We start from the raw sequence: 16,459 nt of genomic DNA on the forward strand, positions 1-16,459 counted from the left end.
CTATGAGTAAGAGGTTGACTTAGGAGGGGAATTTGTGAATAATGAAACATGGACATTAAAAAATAATTTAGGTAAAATAATAGTAGATGTATTTTTAGAAACAAATAATATAGAAAGAATGGGGAATACAAAAGTAAATTTATATAGGATAAATGGAGTATCACCACAACTTGAAGTGTCAAAGATAACAGGGCCTGATGGAAAAGTTGTTTTTGATAACTTAGCGCAAGGAAATTATAGAGTTATTGAAATAGTAAATAAAGAAGTCTATGAAAAACCTGTATATAAACCATGGAATGAAGTGAATATTTCAAATTATAATAAAGAGAGTACTATTAGCATAATAAATAGAAAAAAATAAATATACAAAGTTTTAAAAGATATTTATAAATGAAATCTACCATTTTATAATACTATAAAATGGTAGATTTATTTAAAGAAAGAAGGATGATTATATGAAATTAAGAATTAAATATTTTGAAAATGCAAAAAAATTAGAGAAAATATCAAAAGGAAATTGGATTGATGTATATGCTAATAAAGATATGATTTTAAAAGAGGGCGAAAGATATATGATTCCCCTAGGATTTGCATTAGAATTACCTAAGAACTGGGAAGGACATTTAGCACCAAGAAGTTCGACTTTTAAAACATGGGGAATAATTCAAACAAATGGTATTGGTATAGTAGATGATACATATATAGGAGATAATGACCAGTGGCATATGCCAGTATATCTTCTTCAAGGAAAAGAGTTAGAAGCGGGAGAAAAGATAACAAAAATAAATAAGGGTGATAAAGTAGCACAGTTTAGAATAATGGAAGTAATGCCAACAATTCAATTTGAAGAAGTAGAAAGCTTTGGAAATGAAGATAGAGGTGGATTTGGTTCAACAGGAAGTAAATAAAAAAATGCAAAGCCTTTTATTTTAGGCTTTGCATTTTTTTAAAGTTCACTTAAAAGTTCACTTAATTCTTCCCATTCTTCATAAAGAGATTCAATTTTTTGTGAGGTAGTTTTTATATCTTCATTCACTTTAAGAGCTTTTTCAGGGTTTGAATAAACTTCTTCTAAACAAAGGTCATTATTAAGCTTTTCTAAAAGCTTTTCTGTATCTGAAATTTCTCCTTCAATTTCTCTAAAACGAAGTTTTTTTACTCTAATTTCTTTTTGAGCAAGCTTTACTTTCTTTTCTTCAGCCTTTGCTTTTGTTTTAGTAGTTTCATTTTCAGGAGTTTCTACAGTTTGGAATCTTGTTGGTTTTTCCTTCTTTTGAATATAGTAGCTGTAATCACCTAAATATTCTTTTACTCCATCTTCTTCAAGTTCAATAATCTTAGTTATTATCTTATTTAAGAAATATCTATCATGGGAGATTATAAGCATACTTCCATCATACTCTAAAATAGCATTTTCTAAAGCTTCACGAGAAATAATATCTAAATGGTTAGTAGGCTCATCTAAAAGCAAGAAGTTAGCTTTAGATAGCATAAGTTTTAGAAGATTAATTCTACAACGCTCACCACCACTTAAAGTTTTTATTTCCTTAAAAACATCATCTCCAGTAAAAAGAAATGAACCAAGAAGAGTTCTTATTTTAGTTGTTGTTAAATGAGGAAATGAATCCCAAATTTCATCTAAAATAGTTTTATTAAGATCTAAATCTGATTGCTCTTGGTCATAGTATCCAATTTCAACATTAGCACCAAGTTTTATAAGACCTTTATCTTGCTTAATCTGTCCCATAATCATTTTTAAAAGAGTGGTTTTTCCACGACCATTAGCTCCAATTAAAGCAAGTTTTTCTCCACGTTTTAAATCAAAAGATACATTTTGAAATAATTTTAAATCATCAAAGGATTTTGAAAGATTTTCAATATGAAGTACATCATAACCACTACTTGTAGATGATTCAAAATTTATTTTAGATGGACCTCTATCTTTATCAGGGGCATCTAAACGCTGTATTTTCTCAAGAGCTTTTTCACGACTTTCAGCTTTTCTAACACTTTTTTCTCTATTAAAAGATCTAAACTTTTCAATTATTGCTTCTTGTCTTTTGATTTCAGCTTGTTGAAGATTAAAAGCTTTTAGCTTATTTTCATAATCTTTTTTCTGTAATTCTAATGATTTAGTATATGGTGCATTATAGCAATTAACATGCCCATTTATAACTTGAAATGTTCTATTAGTGACAGTATCTAAGAAGAATCTATCATGTGAAATTACAAGGAGTGTTCCTTTATAAGATTTTAAAAATTCTTCAAGCCATTCAATAGCTTCTAAATCTAAATGGTTAGTAGGTTCATCTAAAAGAATTACATCAGGAGATTGTAATAAAAGCTTACATAAAGAAAGACGTGTCTTCTGACCACCACTTAAAGAGGAAGCGGGAGTATCAAAATCTCCATCTAAAAATCCAAGACCTTTTAAGATACGATGGATTTCACCTTTATAAGTATATCCACCTTTATGAGAATATAAATCTTGAAGAGTTGTATACTTTTTTATTAAATCATCATGATATGCTTTTTGACTAGCATCATAAGGTTCGTTCATTTTAGTTTCTAAATCTTTAAGACGTGCTTCTATATTTAAAAGTTCACTAAACACTGATTCAGCTTCTTTATAGACAGTAGTAGCAGAGCTTAAATCTAAATGCTGTGAAAGATAACCAAGTGTCTTTTTCTTATCTAAAAATATTTCACCATCATCATAAGAAAGTTCTTTAGCTAAGATTTTAAAAAGAGTTGACTTACCTTCACCATTAGGTCCTATAAGTCCAACTTTATCTCCTTCATTAATGCTAAAGTTAACATCTTTTAAAACTTCATCTATTCCATAACTTTTTTTTATATTTTTACAACTTAAAACTATCATGTATAGCTACCTTCCTTTATACAATAATATATATATTATACTATGTAAGCTAAGCTATATCAATTTTACATAATTAATCTTTGAAATTTAAAAAAGTAATGTTAAAATAAAAGGTAATGATAGAAAAGAAGAGGAGAGTTTATGGGAAGTTTAGTTAGTAAAAATAAAAGAGAAAAAGAAAAAAATATTCATAATGCAGCTTATGAGCTCTTTATAGAAATTGGATTTGAAAATACAACAGTTGACCAAATAGCAAAAAAAGCAGGAGTTGCAAAAGGAACTTTTTATCTTTATTTTAAAGATAAATATGATTTATTAAATAAAATTGTTTTAAAGAAAAGTCATGGACTTGCAAAAGAAGCCTTAGAAAAAACAAGAGAACAAAAGATAGAAAAATTTGAGGAAGCTATTCTTTTTTTCACAAACTATGTAATAGAATATTTTAAAGAAAATCAAATAATGCTAAAAGTTATAAAAAAGAATTTTGGAGATGGATTATACAAAGAAGTAGAAGATGGTGAGGAAGAAGATGGAATAAGGAAAATTTTAGAGATATTTATAGAGAAGCTGAAGACTAGAGGATACACAGAAGAGGAAGGTAAACTTATAATTTATATGATTGTAGAACTTGTAGGAAGTGTAGCTTATAATGCAATAATTTTAAAAAAACCATGTGATATAGATGAAATAAAACCCATACTTTTTAAGAGTATAAGAGGAATTGTTAGGCATGACGATTAAGCTTATAGAAGAGGACTATAGATATATTAAATATAAATTTAAAAAATAGTAGCATTCAAGATAATTGAAGCTACTATTTTTTGAAGTTCGAAATTTTTAATTTTAAATTCTAAATTTAAAAAGCTATCTATCTTTAAGAAGAATATATCCAAGACTTGGTTTTCCGTTTAATAGTCCAATAATATAAAGTGTATAACTCTCATTTTTATAAAGAGAAATTTTAGGAATTCTTTTTTTTAGTCCATTAAAAGATGTACTAGATAAAAAGAAAGTATAAGTCTTTGGCGTTAAAGGGGAATAAGATGTGTTTTCTAAAAACTCTACATTTTTAAAGAGAGTTTTATTTTGCCAAAGGCTTAAATTAAGTAAGTGAGAATTAGGGGATAAATTTATAAATCTTAAGTTGCTTGTATCAGAACTAATGGATTTAAAATTATCCTTTAAATCTGCTAAATGAATTGAGCCATTTTGAGAAGTTATACAAAGAGTTTTCATCATAGTTGGAATGGCTTCAAGTTTATATGAAAAAATTGGTTTATTATTATTGGAAACTTTAAAAATTTCTATATTATAAGATCCAGGTTGAAGTGTTAAGTAATTAGTTGCCATACTAAATTTAAGATGACTAATTAGAAGCTTACCATTTGCAAAAATATTGATTTCTCCCATATCAGGAGAAGCATGTAGAATACGGATTAATGTATTAAGCTTAGGTAGTGTGTTTAATCTATCAAACATCATTCAAATCACTCATTTCTTTTGGCTTATAAAATATTGGAATATTTTGTCCTGGTTTTGGGAAAATAGTATTAGATTGATTAGTATTACATTGCTTTATCGTACTATTTATAATTTGCATCATAAGCTGTTTAGCAACAGGCATAGGAACTTTATAAGCATTAAATATACTCATAATTCTAGGCTTATATTGGATAATATTATTAAATATTATATTAGGGTTACATTTGTTTGGATATCGTGATTCTAAAGTATAGTTTTCTTCAAATTCTTTATCAAGTTCTAAGATTTCTTCATCAATATTTAAATCTAATTCACGTAAAATATCACTAGATAAAGGTATATTAGTAGAACTTTCAAAACTGTGATTAGAATTGTCGTTATATGACTTAAGATTAGATCGTAAAACATTAGAGTCGGACTCATAATAGCTAATTAATTCTTTAAGTTCTTCTTCTTTATTGTCTATATTAGAATTTATTAAAGTTTCTCTAAAATCAAATTTTAATGGATTAACAGAAGTTGCTGAAGTTCTAAATTCTTCAATAAATTCTTCAGGAGTAAAGAAACCATTATTAATACTAATATTTTCTAAAGGAAAAAATACTATATTATCATTAGATGAATTCATAAATTTTAAATCTGGATACATAATTTACCTCCAAAACATACTATAGTATAGATATATGAAAAGAGTATACTATTGTTACTTTTATAATATTCTAAAAATGGAGTTTTTAGAACAAAAAGTATATGGGTGAATATTATATTAGTGGAGGGGATACAGATGGATAAAAAGGGAAATACATTAAGAGAAGAATTTCTAGGAATAGAAAGTAAAATACTTTTACCAAATTTAGAATATAAGACTGCTATAAATTTTGATAATGCTGCGACAACACCTCCTTTAAAAAATGTAATGAATGTAGTTACAGAATTAATAGAAAGTTATGGTTCCATAGGAAGAGGAACAGGACAAAAACAAGCTATTTCAACGGAGAACTATGAGAAATGCAGGGACTATATATTAACATTCTTTAATGTACCAAATAAAAATGATTATACAGCTATTTTTGTGAATAATACTACAGATGGAATAAATAGAATAGCAAATACACTATTATGTGAGAGCGGGATAGTTTTAAGTACAAGAATGGAACATCACTCTAATGATTTACCATGGAGAAAAAATGCATTAGTAGATTATATAGAGGTAGATAACTTAGGAAGACTGGATTATAATTCTTTAAATAAAAAATTAGAAAAATATAATGGGAAATTTAAATTTTTAACTGTAACAGGTGCATCAAATGTGACTGGATATGTAAATGATATTCATAAGATTGCAAAGCTTGTTCATAGGGCTGGCGGAAAAATAGTAGTAGATGGGGCACAGTTAGTTCCTCATATGAAAATAGATATGAAGGGTTTTGAAGAAGATGATTATATAGATTATTTAGTTTTTTCAGGGCATAAAATTTATGCACCTTTTGGAAGTGGAGTAGTTATAGGACCAAAAGATGATTTTAATAGAAGTTGTCCTGATAAACAAGGTGGTGGAATAGTAGAGCTTGTTAAGGATTGGGAGATTAAATATTTAGATACACCAGAAAGAAATGAAGCAGGAACACCTAATTATTTTGGTGTAGTTTCTTTAGTAGCAGCATTAAAGGAAATTGATAGAATTGGATATGATAGGCTTTTAAGTCATGAAAAAGAATTATTTAAATATTTAAATCACTCTTTAAGTAATTTTAAAAATATAAAAATATATGGTGATACTATAAATACAAGAGATAAACTTGGAATATGTGTTTTTAATTTAGATGGTATATATCATATGGACCTTGCAAAGTTTTTATCGAGTACAAGAGCAATAGCAGCAAGACATGGATGGTTTTGTGCACATCCTTATTGTAGGAGACTTATGAGTTTAAGTGAAGAAGAGGTTTGTAAGTTTTTATATGATGAGAATGAAAAAATGCCTGGAATGCTTAGAATAAGTTTAGGACCATATAACACAAAAGAAGAAGTAGATATTTTACTAGAAGGATTAGAAGAGATATCTAAGAAAAAATAAAAGCGAAGAAAATACTTCGCTTTTTTTATACTGTAAATGCCTTGAATTTAGGCAGATGATTTTCAAAGATTAAATCTGGTGAATTTCCTATTAGAGGCTTAAAGTAATGATAAGCTTCTTCAGTTAAATTATTTCCATCAGAAGTTACCCACGAACTTGGAAGATATTTAACGTTATTGGCGATTTTTGACGCATTAACTGGAGAGAATTTTGTCTTATAAGGAATATTAGAGGTTCTTTCTATTGAAACCATAACTCCATTAAGATTATCTTTAGCATATTTTAAAGCTTCATAACCAGCTAAATAAGCTTCTTCTATATCAATTTTTGCAGCAGAGTGCATAGCACAACGTTGAAGTATACCAAGTTGTAAAGCCTTTACTCTTTTTGTAATACCAGAGTCTAAAATTATATGTCTTAAAATTTCAGATGCACCGCCAAGTTGAGCATGTCCAAAAGAATCGTCAGAGGAAACATTTAATTCAGATATAAATCTTCCAGTAGAATCCTTAATTCCTTCAGAAACAACAATAAATACTTTATTATTTTCCTTAAATTTACGTCTAACATCTTGAAGGAAATTTAATTTATCGAAAGTAACTTCTGGTACATATATAAAGTCAGCAATAGGCTTGTTGTCTATTCTAGCAAGTGTAGCTGATGCTGCAAGCCATCCTGTATCGCGCCCCATAGTTTCAAGTATAAATATACCATTATTAGTATATACAGAAGAGTCTAAATAGCATTCTAAAGCTGTTGTACATATAAATTTAGCTGCACTCCCAAAACCAGGTGTATGATCTGTATGCATTAAATCATTGTCTATAGTTTTAGGGATTCCAATAAAATTGATATTAAGGTTATGTTCCATACTATACTTAGATAGTTTAGATACAGTATCCATTGAATCATTTCCACCTACATAGAAAAATGTTGTTATATCTAATTCTCTTAAAATTAAGATTAATTTTTCATATTCATTAGAACAATCTTCTATATTTTTTAATTTATATCTACAAGAACCAAGCCCCGATGATGGTGTATATTGAAATAATTTTAAATCTTCATCTGAAAGATCTGAAAGATTTACAATATTCTTATTTAAAATTCCTTCAATACCATTTAAGCCACCATAAACGTTATTGAAAAGCTTAAGTTCCTCATTTGCTTTTATTAAACCTACAACACTTGAATTTATAACTGAAGTTGGACCTCCAGATTGAGCGATAATACAATTTGACATAATAATCTCCTTTAGTGAACATAATTAATAATATAAAGTACTCTATTTGATATATGATGTACTCTATTTAATAATATACACTATTATTAATGGAATGAAAAGAGTAAAAGAGAAAAAAATGTAAAAAATAAAATAAAGAGTGTATCTTATTAAATATTAAGTAAATAAAAAAATAATTATATTTTATTGTATTAATTAAAGAAGCTATTTAAAAAATTACAGAAAAGTGGTAATATTTTAATTAAGTAAAGTAGAGTGAAGAAGTGGAGAAGCTTATGGATATTAATAATATTTTGAAAGTTAATAACTTAAAGATAACTAAAGGAAGAAGTGAAATATTAGAAATTTTTTCTTTAGATAAAGAAAAAAGTATTAGTGCAGAAGAGATTTTCAATATTTTAAAAGGAAGAGGTCAAAATGTAAATCTAAGTACGGTATATAGAACATTAGATATATTTTTAGAAAAAAATATATTAGATAGATTTATTTTAGAGACAGGAGTGTGGGTTTATAAATTACATAGAAAAACACATAAACATATATTAGAGTGTGATGTTTGTCATAAAGAGGTAGAAGTTCCATGTCCACTAAAACAAATAGAAGAAATAGTAAAAGAGAAAACTGGGTTTACATTAACAGAACATAGTTTGAAAATGAAAGGAGTTTGTGATAACTGCAAAAAATAGGAATGGATTTTTTCCATTCCTATTTTTTTAGAAATTTTTTCAAAATTAAAACTATAATAAGTGTTATAACTGAAACTAAGGCAATAGAACCACCAGGAGCACTATCTATATAATATGAGGTAATAAGACCAACCATTATATCAATAAATCCAAAGATTATAGAGAATATAAGAGTCTTTTTAAAGTTCTGTCTAAGTTGTATTGCAGTTGCAACAGGAACAACAATAATTGAAGATATAACAAGTATCCCCATAATTCTAATTGACATAGAAATTGTAGCACTTATAACAATAGTAAAAAGATAATTTATAAGCTTTACATTTATCTTAGAAACTTTAGCACCCTCTTCATCAAAAGTTATATAAAGAAGTTTATTGAAAATGAAGAACATTATAATTAAAGAAATAATTCCAGTTCCTAAAATAAGTAAGATATCATTTTTAGTAACAGTTAAGATACTACCAAATAAGAATGAATTTACACTTGTAGATGCTTTTCCACTGCTAATTAAAATTATTGCAATACCTAAACTTAAAGTTAGGACAATAGACATAACAAGCTCAGCATATTTTTTATAATAACCTCTCAAAAATTCTATAATAATAGCACAAAGTGTAGTGAATAAAAATGTGGTTATTAGTGGATTGACACCAATAACAAGCCCAATTGCAACGCCAGCAAAAGAAGAATGAGATAAGGTATCACCAATCATAGAATGACGTCTTAGCACTAAAAATAAACCTATAAATGGACATAAAATAGAAATGATAGATCCTGCAATAAAGGCATTTTTCATAAATTCTAATTCAAACATAATATTAGGCCTCTCTTTCTAATGGGTTGATGTCATTGTTTAGTTTTAAAATAAAATCCTCTTTAGAATAAAGAGTTGGAATACCTTCTATAACCTGCACTATATGTGTTGAATTTTTTAATGCTATATCTATATTATGTTCAACTGATAAAATAGTTTTAGAATCCTTTTTATTTAAATCTCTTAATATAGAGTAAATAATTTCTACATTTTTGCTATCAACTCCAGTTGAAGGTTCATCTAAAACTATAAGGTCTGGATTTCCAATTAAAGATCTAGCTATAAAAACACGTTGTTGTTGTCCACCAGATAGACTACCAATTAAAGTATCTTTAAATTTAAGTAAATCAACTATACGAAGAACTTTGTTAATTATAGAAAAATCTTTAATTTTAAGAATCTTACAATGGTTTTTCAAAATTTCAGAAACTGAGATAGGAAACTCAGAATTAAAGTTATCAAGCTTTTGAGGGACATATCCAATTTTATTTGTATTTATACTTATACTTCCTTTAATCGGATGAAGAAGCGAAAGCATTAATTTTAATAAAGTACTTTTACAACTTCCATTTTCACCAATAATAGAAACATAAGAACCTTTTTCTATAGATAAAGAAACATTATTTATGATAAAAGGTTCTTTTCCTGTATATGAAAATGAAAGATTATTTATATTAATCAAAAAATCAACTCCTAAAAAACATTTCCAAACCATTATAAACATAAATGCGAATTATTTGCAAGAAATAAAAATTTATTTTAAATTTTTTAAGTATTCAACGTTCCACGTGTTCTTATTTTTTTTTAGACAAATTTCTAGATAGTTAAATTTATTATTTGAATCTACTCCAGAAACTTTATAAATAGATTTGTCAGTATGAGAAAAAATTAATTCTAAATTATCTATTCTAGAAAATTCAGGTTTAAATCCACTTAATAAATAATGCTCTACAGCTGTATTTGATGAAGAGAGTTTTTCTTTAGTATTTATAAATTTAAAGCATATAAATACTAAAGAGATTAAAAATAAAGTTAAAAATATAAAGGCAATACGTCTTCTTTTATATTTTTGGTTAAGCAATTTTTCCTTTCTAGTAATAGAGCTTTTTTTTGAAATTACATTTAAATCATATACCATAATAAAAGTATTCCTCCCTTAAAGTAAAATATACAATAATATTACCATATTTTACCAATAAGTAAAGAATATTTAATATAAAATAGAGTAAAATAATAGGTAGAGTTGATATTTTTATAGGTTTACCATTATAATGAAGATAATAAATATATTAGATAAGGAAAAGGAGAAATAATATATATGGATTTTTCAAGTTTAGTTTTAATGGAAAAAGATAAAGAAACAGGATTTATAACAAAAGAGCTAGGAAGTTTTAGTGTAAATGATGGAGCACTTTTTGTTAAAAGATTTTATGTTGATGATAATAAAGTTTTTTTAAAGTTTGATACAAATAAAGATGTAGAAGAATGGGAGTTCTCAGCAATTTACGATTTATTTGATGTAGATAGTTTTAAGAATAAAGGATTTGAAATTGAGGAAGATTTAGAAGAGTTTAATCCAACCTTTATAATAACTTTTCCATATGATGAAGAATATTCAGTAATGAATGAAAAGGTAAGTGAAGTTATAGAATTAATAAATGATGCTATGGTAAAAGTGTTTGAAGATATAAGAGATAAAGAAAGAGAATATACTGAAGAATAAGAACTTAAAAAAGCTGTTTTACAGCTTTTTTAATTATAATAGTATTTAAAGATAAAGGAGCGATAAAGATGGAACTAAAAAAAAGAGAAGAAATTTTAGAATGTGATAAATGGAAATTAGATAAGGTTTATAAAAACTTAGAAGAGTTTACAAAGGAATTTGATGAAGTTCAAAAAAAGGCAGGAGATTTAAAATCGTTTGAAGGAAAGTTAAATAATGAGAGTAAACTTTTAGAATATTTAAAGCTTGATGAAGAAATTTCAAGAAAAGCTGAAAAATTATACGTTTATGCTCATATGAAAAGTGATGAAGATACTTCAAATAATAAAAATCAAGGAATAAAAAATAAGATAGATAGTTATATGGCAGAGCTTTCAAGCTATGGAGCATTTTTTGTACCAGAAATTTTAGAGATAGGTGAAGAGGCTATTTTTAAAATGATAGAAAGAAATGAAGATTTAAAAGTATATGAATTTATGTTTAAAGATATTTTAAAAGGAAAAGAGCATACTTTATCTAAAGAACTTGAAGAAATGTTAGCAGGTGTTTCAGATTGTTTAAATGCACCTGATAATATTCATGGAATACTAACTAATGCTGATATGACTTTTGATGTTATAAAGAATGAAAAAGGTGAAGAAGTTAGATTAACTGAAGGAAATTATTCAGCCTTTATAAAATCAAAAGATAGAGAAGTTAGAAAAAATGCATTTAAAGCTTTATTTAAAGAATATAAGGCACTTCAAAATACATTAGGTACAACTCTTACATCAGCACTTAAAAATTATAATTTTGTAGCTAGAAAAAGAAATTATAAAAGCTCAATAGAAGCTGCATTAAAGCCTAATAATATTCCAGTTAAAGTATATGAGGAAGCTATTGAAACGATAAATAAAAATCTTTCATCACTTCATAGATATGTAAGACTTAAAAAGAGACTTTTAGGATTAGAAGAGATGCATATGTATGACTTATATGTGCCTGTAATAGAAATAGAAAAAGAGCATATAGAGTTTAATGATGGAGTAGATACAATTCTAAAAGCTTTAGATGTATTAGGAGAAGAATATATAAATATATTTAAAGAAGGAATAAATAATGGTTGGATAGATAAATATGAGAACAAAGGAAAACGTGGTGGAGCTTATTCATGGGGGTCATATGATACTATGCCATATGTGTTATTAAATTATAATTATGATTTAAATGATGTATCAACATTAGCACATGAAATGGGACACTCAATTCATTCATATTATTCAAATAAAAATCAACCATATACTTATGCAGGATATACTATTTTCTGTGCAGAAATTGCATCAACAACAAATGAATCACTTCTAATAAATTATTTAATAAATAATGAAAAAGACAAAAATAAGAGATTATATCTTATAAACCAAGAACTTGAACAAATAAGAACAACTGTATTTAGACAACTTATGTTTGCAGAGTTTGAATATTATACACATAAAATGATAGATGAAGGGAATCCTCTTACAACAGAAGAGTACTCTAAAAAATGGCATGAGTTAAATGTTAATTATTTTGGGGAAGATATGATAGTTGATGAAGAGATTGATATAGAGTGGGCAAGAATTCCTCATTTCTATTCAGATTTTTATGTATATCAATATGCAACAGGATATGCTGCAGCATCGGCATTTTCAAGTTCAATATTAAATAAAGAAAAAGATGCAGTCTTAAAATATAAAAATTTCTTAAAAAGTGGCGGATCTGATTATCCAATTGAGATATTAAAAAAATCAGGTGTTGATATGACTACACCAAAACCAATAGAAAAAACAATTGAGAGATTTAATGAATTATTAGATATGTTAGAAAAAGAAATATAGAATTAAAAGTAAACAATAAGCTTAATAGGGAGATTTTCTTTATTAAGCTTGTTTTATATATCAATTACTAAAAAATAAGAAAATTTTAAGATGGAAAAAGATAAGAGAAGTTATATAATAAGAATAGCTAATAAGAGAGGGGGAGTATTAATGAATAAATTAAATAAGAAACTTACATATGGATTTTATATTCTTTTAGTACTTACAGCAGTATATGATTTATATGCTAGAGGAGGAGAAAAAATAGGAAGGCTTTTATTAATAGGAGTAACACTATTTTTAATTAGTATTATATATCCAAAAAGTTTCTTAAAGAAATCAAGTATAATTTATAAGATAACTTTAGGATTTATATTTTTATCAATGTATTTAGCAAATGTATGGAACTTTTATGGTATAAATCATTATGATAAGTTTTTACATTTAACATCAGGTATAATACTTGGATTTATAGCATTAGCTTTTTATATGTATATGTTTGATATAAAAGAAAAGAAAGATATTAATTGTACTAAGTTAATAATATTTACAATAATGTTTTTAGTAGCAGTTGCAGGACTTTGGGAAGTATGGGAGTTTACAACAGATTCATTATTTAATTTGACAGCACAAAATGGTCTAGATGATACTATGTGGGATATAATTTTAGGAACACTTGGCGGAGTGGTTGTATTAATTCCAATAGTATTATATTCAAAGGGGAAAAAAATAAAATTAATTGAAGAATTTGTACAGAATGTTTAAGGATGCAGAATTTGCATCCTTTTTTAATTAAAAAAAGAGAAAATAATTTTGCAATATATTCTTAGATGACGAGCGAAGAGAAAGTTTTAGAAGATATGCTTTTATTTTAGCTATATCTTCATTTAGAAATAATTTTTTTAGGTAGTTTTCTTCAGAAGAAGATAAATTTAGATATTCTTCAATGAATAATTTATAAGAATTCATTGAATTATTTTTATGAGTAGTTTTTAAGATATCTAAGAAGTTATAAAAATCTAAAAAAGATTTGTTAAAAAGAATATCATGTCCTTTTTCAAAAGCTTCCTTTGAATATTCTAATAAAAAATATTTATAGCGATTAAATTCTTTGTTTAAATTATCTAAATCTCTATTATTTAAAAGTAAGTTAGTAGATTTAAAAGCCGAAAAATCTTTATCCTTAACTTCCAGCATAATATCAAAATTATAAGAAGAGGTTAGGTTAAGGTAATCATTTAAAATAGGAATACTTATAGTGTTAGAATGGGAACCTATTTTTTTATTTAAAGCTTGCTGACTATAATGGACCTTAGGAATGCCATGGGAAGAATCCCAGGTGTTGAAGGCTAATTTAAAATCATTAAGTGAAGGTTCTGTTTGTTCTTTACAAAAAAAGTGTAAATTATCTAATACCACTGGGAGATTCGTTTTATGAGAAATATTTATAACATCATATAAAGAATAATTTTTCTCATCATTTTCAATGATTAATCTATCAATAATTTTTGTATCTAAATTTTTACAAGCAGAAATAAATCGCTCTATGGCAAAATCTTTCTCACCATAAACACCACCAATATGTAAAATAAGTTTATTTTTTTTATCAATGCCTAAAGAATCTAAAAAGTTACAATGATAAGTTAAATCAGAAATAGATTTTTCTAAAATAGTTTTATCGGGTGTATTTAATACTGTATATTGTCCTGGATGCATAGAAAGTCTTATATTATTTTCTTTAGCAAAGTTTCCTATAGATAAAAGTTTTTCTTTAAATATATCCATCCATGGGAAAGTATTAATTGTGTGGCTTGCAAAGGGAATAATATCAGAGCTTACTCTAAACATATGAATATCATTATTTACGTTATATTTCAAAATATTTAATAAATCAGATAAATTATTTTCAATACAAGTTTTAAGAATATCTTCTGAATAATTTTTAAGAAGAAACTTTCTAGTAGTTTTATATTTAGTTCCAAGTGGAATACAAGCATATCCAAAGTTCATAAAAATCCTCCTAAGTTCAATAAAAATATATAGAGTATATTATTCCAAAGTAATAAGGATATAATTCAAAATAGTATTGAATTAATAAAAATAATATTAATTTAATAAAATACTCTGAAAAATATTGAAGTGATAAAATTTATATGAACAAATTATTTTTATGGAAAAAAATTTAAAAAAGGTGTATTATATAAATAAATCAAAGACAAAGAAATAAAAAGGGGGAATTGCCATGAACGGTAAAGAGTATGTACAAAGCGTATTAGAAAAAGTAAAGGAAAGAAATAGAGGAGAAGTAGAGTTTATTGATGCAGTAACTGAAGTTGTAAACTCATTGGCTCCTGTATTTGATAAGAATCCTAAGTTTGTTGAAGCGGGACTTTTAGAGAGAATAGTAGAGCCTGAAAGACAAATAATGTTTAGAGTACCTTGGGTTGATGATAGTGGAAAGGTAATTGTAAATAGAGGATTTAGAATACAGTTTAACAGTGCTATAGGACCATATAAAGGCGGACTAAGATTCCATCCTACAGTAAATGCAAGTATTGTTAAGTTTTTAGGCTTTGAGCAAATATTTAAAAACTCATTAACAGGACTTCCAATAGGTGGGGGAAAAGGTGGATCTGACTTTAATCCTAAAGGGAAATCAGATAATGAAGTTATGAGATTTTGTCAAAGCTTTATGGCAGAGTTATGTAAGCATATAGGAAATGATTTAGACGTACCGGCAGGCGATATTGGTGTTGGTGGTAGAGAGATTGGATATATGTATGGATATTATAAAAAACTAAGAAATTTGAATACACCAGGAGTTTTAACAGGAAAAGGATTGACTTACGGTGGAAGCTTAGTTAGAACAGAAGCTACAGGATATGGATTAGTATATTTTACAGAAGAAATGCTTAAAGATAATGGAACAAGCTTCTTAGGAAAAACAGTTGTAATATCAGGTTCTGGAAATGTTGCAATTTATGCAACAAAAAAAGCAACGGAACTTGGAGCTAAAGTTGTTGCATTAAGTGACTCTAATGGATATATTTATGATGAAAATGGAATAAACTTAGAAGTTGTTAAAGAGATTAAAGAAGTTAAAAGAGGAAGAATTAAGGAATATTTAGAGAAAGTACCAACAGCTACGTATGTAGAAGGATACAGAAATATCTGGGATGTGAAATGTGATATAGCTCTTCCATGTGCAACACAAGGTGAAATAAATAAAGATGATGCAGAGAAATTAATTAAAAATGGAACAATTTGTGTTTCAGAAGGAGCAAATATGCCATCTACTTTAGATGCTATTAGTGTATTTTTAGATAATAAAGTGATGTTTGGACCAGCAAAAGCTGCAAATGCAGGAGGAGTTGCATGTTCAGCTTTAGAAATGTCACAAAATAGTATGAGACTTTCATGGACTTTTGAAGAAGTTGATGAAAAGTTACAAGATATAATGATTAATATTTATAAAAATTCAAGTGAAGCGGCTAAAGCTTATGGAGTAGAAGGAAATATCGTGGCAGGAGCAAATATTGCAGGATTTATGAAAGTTGCTGAAGCTATGATGGCGCAAGGAATAGTATAGAAGATGGAGTCTAGTAGGAATTATATTTTTGCTAGACTCTTCTATGATATAATAAAAATTGAGAGAACGCTTTATATTAAATAAATTAACATAAAATTTTAGAAATTTGAGATTGGTAGGGAAGAATTT

Annotated in this window: 17 protein-coding genes; 9 read left to right on the top strand and 8 right to left on the bottom strand. The window is 26.7% G+C overall.

Annotated features, from left to right (window positions below; all coding sequences use genetic code 11):
- Positions 1 to 34: 34 nt before the first annotated feature.
- On the top strand, positions 35 to 361 hold the full coding sequence (locus ACRDDY_RS11795; RefSeq protein ID WP_438565143.1) for a SpaA isopeptide-forming pilin-related protein: 327 nt from the start codon (positions 35 to 37) through the stop codon (positions 359 to 361).
- 94 nt (positions 362 to 455) lie between these two features.
- On the top strand, positions 456 to 908 hold the full coding sequence (locus tag ACRDDY_RS11800; RefSeq protein WP_438565144.1) for a dUTP diphosphatase: 453 nt from the start codon (positions 456 to 458) through the stop codon (positions 906 to 908).
- A 38-nt stretch (positions 909 to 946) separates the two neighbouring features.
- On the opposite strand, the gene abc-f is transcribed toward ACRDDY_RS11800, so the two are convergent.
- On the bottom strand, positions 947 to 2,881 hold the full coding sequence (gene abc-f / locus ACRDDY_RS11805) for a ribosomal protection-like ABC-F family protein (protein WP_438565145.1): 1,935 nt from the start codon (positions 2,879 to 2,881) through the stop codon (positions 947 to 949).
- Between the two features lie 141 nt (positions 2,882 to 3,022).
- On the opposite strand from abc-f, the gene ACRDDY_RS11810 reads away from it, so the two are divergent.
- Positions 3,023 to 3,622, top strand: coding sequence for a TetR/AcrR family transcriptional regulator (locus ACRDDY_RS11810; RefSeq protein WP_438565146.1), 600 nt, complete (start codon positions 3,023 to 3,025; stop codon positions 3,620 to 3,622).
- A 123-nt stretch (positions 3,623 to 3,745) separates the two neighbouring features.
- Here ACRDDY_RS11810 and ACRDDY_RS11815 read toward each other — a convergent pair whose 3' ends face one another.
- Entirely contained in the window at positions 3,746 to 4,363 is a 618-nt protein-coding gene (locus tag ACRDDY_RS11815; protein ID WP_438565147.1) for a DUF4397 domain-containing protein, read from the bottom strand.
- Positions 4,353 to 5,012, bottom strand: coding sequence for a hypothetical protein (locus ACRDDY_RS11820; RefSeq protein ID WP_438565148.1), 660 nt, complete (start codon positions 5,010 to 5,012; stop codon positions 4,353 to 4,355). The genes ACRDDY_RS11815 and ACRDDY_RS11820 overlap by 11 nt, the downstream gene beginning before the upstream one ends.
- A 135-nt stretch (positions 5,013 to 5,147) precedes the next feature.
- Here ACRDDY_RS11820 and ACRDDY_RS11825 point away from each other — a divergent pair, with 135 nt between their 5' ends.
- Positions 5,148 to 6,440, top strand: coding sequence for an aminotransferase class V-fold PLP-dependent enzyme (locus ACRDDY_RS11825; RefSeq protein ID WP_438565149.1), 1,293 nt, complete (start codon positions 5,148 to 5,150; stop codon positions 6,438 to 6,440).
- 25 nt (positions 6,441 to 6,465) lie between these two features.
- Here ACRDDY_RS11825 and ACRDDY_RS11830 read toward each other — a convergent pair whose 3' ends face one another.
- Positions 6,466 to 7,683, bottom strand: a complete 1,218-nt coding sequence (locus ACRDDY_RS11830) for a 6-phosphofructokinase (protein ID WP_438565150.1) — start codon at positions 7,681 to 7,683, stop codon at positions 6,466 to 6,468.
- A 275-nt stretch (positions 7,684 to 7,958) separates the two neighbouring features.
- Here ACRDDY_RS11830 and ACRDDY_RS11835 point away from each other — a divergent pair, with 275 nt between their 5' ends.
- Complete coding sequence (locus ACRDDY_RS11835) at positions 7,959 to 8,369, top strand: Fur family transcriptional regulator (RefSeq protein WP_438565151.1); 411 nt, start codon at positions 7,959 to 7,961, stop codon at positions 8,367 to 8,369.
- A 19-nt stretch (positions 8,370 to 8,388) separates the two neighbouring features.
- On the opposite strand, the gene ACRDDY_RS11840 is transcribed toward ACRDDY_RS11835, so the two are convergent.
- From ACRDDY_RS11840 to ACRDDY_RS11850, 3 genes are all read right to left on the bottom strand, one after another.
- A complete protein-coding gene (locus ACRDDY_RS11840; RefSeq protein WP_438565152.1) occupies positions 8,389 to 9,183 on the bottom strand; it encodes a metal ABC transporter permease in 795 nt (264 codons plus the stop codon).
- Positions 9,184 to 9,187: 4 nt separating this feature from the next.
- Positions 9,188 to 9,865, bottom strand: coding sequence for a metal ABC transporter ATP-binding protein (locus ACRDDY_RS11845; protein ID WP_438565153.1), 678 nt, complete (start codon positions 9,863 to 9,865; stop codon positions 9,188 to 9,190).
- Between the two features lie 72 nt (positions 9,866 to 9,937).
- The gene (locus ACRDDY_RS11850; RefSeq protein ID WP_438565154.1) at positions 9,938 to 10,321 is read right to left on the bottom strand and encodes a hypothetical protein; all 384 of its coding nucleotides are present in this window, start codon (positions 10,319 to 10,321) and stop codon (positions 9,938 to 9,940) included.
- Between the two features lie 180 nt (positions 10,322 to 10,501).
- Between ACRDDY_RS11850 and ACRDDY_RS11855 the strand changes: the two genes are divergently transcribed.
- The 3 genes from ACRDDY_RS11855 to ACRDDY_RS11865 all read left to right on the top strand — a co-directional run bounded on the left by ACRDDY_RS11855 (position 10,502) and on the right by ACRDDY_RS11865 (position 13,506).
- Positions 10,502 to 10,906 carry a DUF6762 family protein gene (locus ACRDDY_RS11855; protein WP_438565155.1) on the top strand — a complete coding sequence of 135 codons (405 nt, stop codon included), beginning with the start codon at positions 10,502 to 10,504 and terminating at the stop codon, positions 10,904 to 10,906.
- Positions 10,907 to 10,974: 68 nt separating this feature from the next.
- Positions 10,975 to 12,762, top strand: coding sequence for an oligoendopeptidase F (gene pepF, locus ACRDDY_RS11860; protein ID WP_438565156.1), 1,788 nt, complete (start codon positions 10,975 to 10,977; stop codon positions 12,760 to 12,762).
- Positions 12,763 to 12,912: 150 nt separating this feature from the next.
- The gene (locus tag ACRDDY_RS11865) at positions 12,913 to 13,506 is read left to right on the top strand and encodes a hypothetical protein (RefSeq protein WP_438565157.1); all 594 of its coding nucleotides are present in this window, start codon (positions 12,913 to 12,915) and stop codon (positions 13,504 to 13,506) included.
- A gap of 27 nt (positions 13,507 to 13,533) precedes the next feature.
- On the opposite strand, the gene uvsE is transcribed toward ACRDDY_RS11865, so the two are convergent.
- A complete protein-coding gene (gene uvsE, locus ACRDDY_RS11870) occupies positions 13,534 to 14,751 on the bottom strand; it encodes a UV DNA damage repair endonuclease UvsE (RefSeq protein ID WP_438565158.1) in 1,218 nt (405 codons plus the stop codon).
- Positions 14,752 to 14,983: 232 nt separating this feature from the next.
- Here uvsE and gdhA point away from each other — a divergent pair, with 232 nt between their 5' ends.
- On the top strand, positions 14,984 to 16,330 hold the full coding sequence (gene gdhA / locus ACRDDY_RS11875; RefSeq protein ID WP_438565159.1) for an NADP-specific glutamate dehydrogenase: 1,347 nt from the start codon (positions 14,984 to 14,986) through the stop codon (positions 16,328 to 16,330).
- Positions 16,331 to 16,459 lie beyond the last annotated feature (129 nt).

The organism is Clostridium sp., from assembly GCF_051656525.1.
GTDB lineage: Bacteria > Bacillota > Clostridia > Clostridiales > Clostridiaceae > Clostridium.

Coding starts and splice junctions, on each gene's coding strand:
- ACRDDY_RS11800 (WP_438565144.1), top strand. CDS start 456: ATGAAATTAAGAATTAAATATTTTGAAAATGCAAAAAAATTAGAGAAA.
- abc-f (WP_438565145.1), bottom strand. CDS start 2,881: ATGATAGTTTTAAGTTGTAAAAATATAAAAAAAAGTTATGGAATAGAT.
- ACRDDY_RS11810 (WP_438565146.1), top strand. CDS start 3,023: ATGGGAAGTTTAGTTAGTAAAAATAAAAGAGAAAAAGAAAAAAATATT.
- ACRDDY_RS11815 (WP_438565147.1), bottom strand. CDS start 4,363: ATGATGTTTGATAGATTAAACACACTACCTAAGCTTAATACATTAATC.
- ACRDDY_RS11820 (WP_438565148.1), bottom strand. CDS start 5,012: ATGTATCCAGATTTAAAATTTATGAATTCATCTAATGATAATATAGTA.
- ACRDDY_RS11825 (WP_438565149.1), top strand. CDS start 5,148: ATGGATAAAAAGGGAAATACATTAAGAGAAGAATTTCTAGGAATAGAA.
- ACRDDY_RS11830 (WP_438565150.1), bottom strand. CDS start 7,683: ATGTCAAATTGTATTATCGCTCAATCTGGAGGTCCAACTTCAGTTATA.
- ACRDDY_RS11835 (WP_438565151.1), top strand. CDS start 7,959: ATGGATATTAATAATATTTTGAAAGTTAATAACTTAAAGATAACTAAA.
- ACRDDY_RS11840 (WP_438565152.1), bottom strand. CDS start 9,183: ATGTTTGAATTAGAATTTATGAAAAATGCCTTTATTGCAGGATCTATC.
- ACRDDY_RS11850 (WP_438565154.1), bottom strand. CDS start 10,321: ATGGTATATGATTTAAATGTAATTTCAAAAAAAAGCTCTATTACTAGA.
- ACRDDY_RS11855 (WP_438565155.1), top strand. CDS start 10,502: ATGGATTTTTCAAGTTTAGTTTTAATGGAAAAAGATAAAGAAACAGGA.
- pepF (WP_438565156.1), top strand. CDS start 10,975: ATGGAACTAAAAAAAAGAGAAGAAATTTTAGAATGTGATAAATGGAAA.
- ACRDDY_RS11865 (WP_438565157.1), top strand. CDS start 12,913: ATGAATAAATTAAATAAGAAACTTACATATGGATTTTATATTCTTTTA.
- uvsE (WP_438565158.1), bottom strand. CDS start 14,751: ATGAACTTTGGATATGCTTGTATTCCACTTGGAACTAAATATAAAACT.
- gdhA (WP_438565159.1), top strand. CDS start 14,984: ATGAACGGTAAAGAGTATGTACAAAGCGTATTAGAAAAAGTAAAGGAA.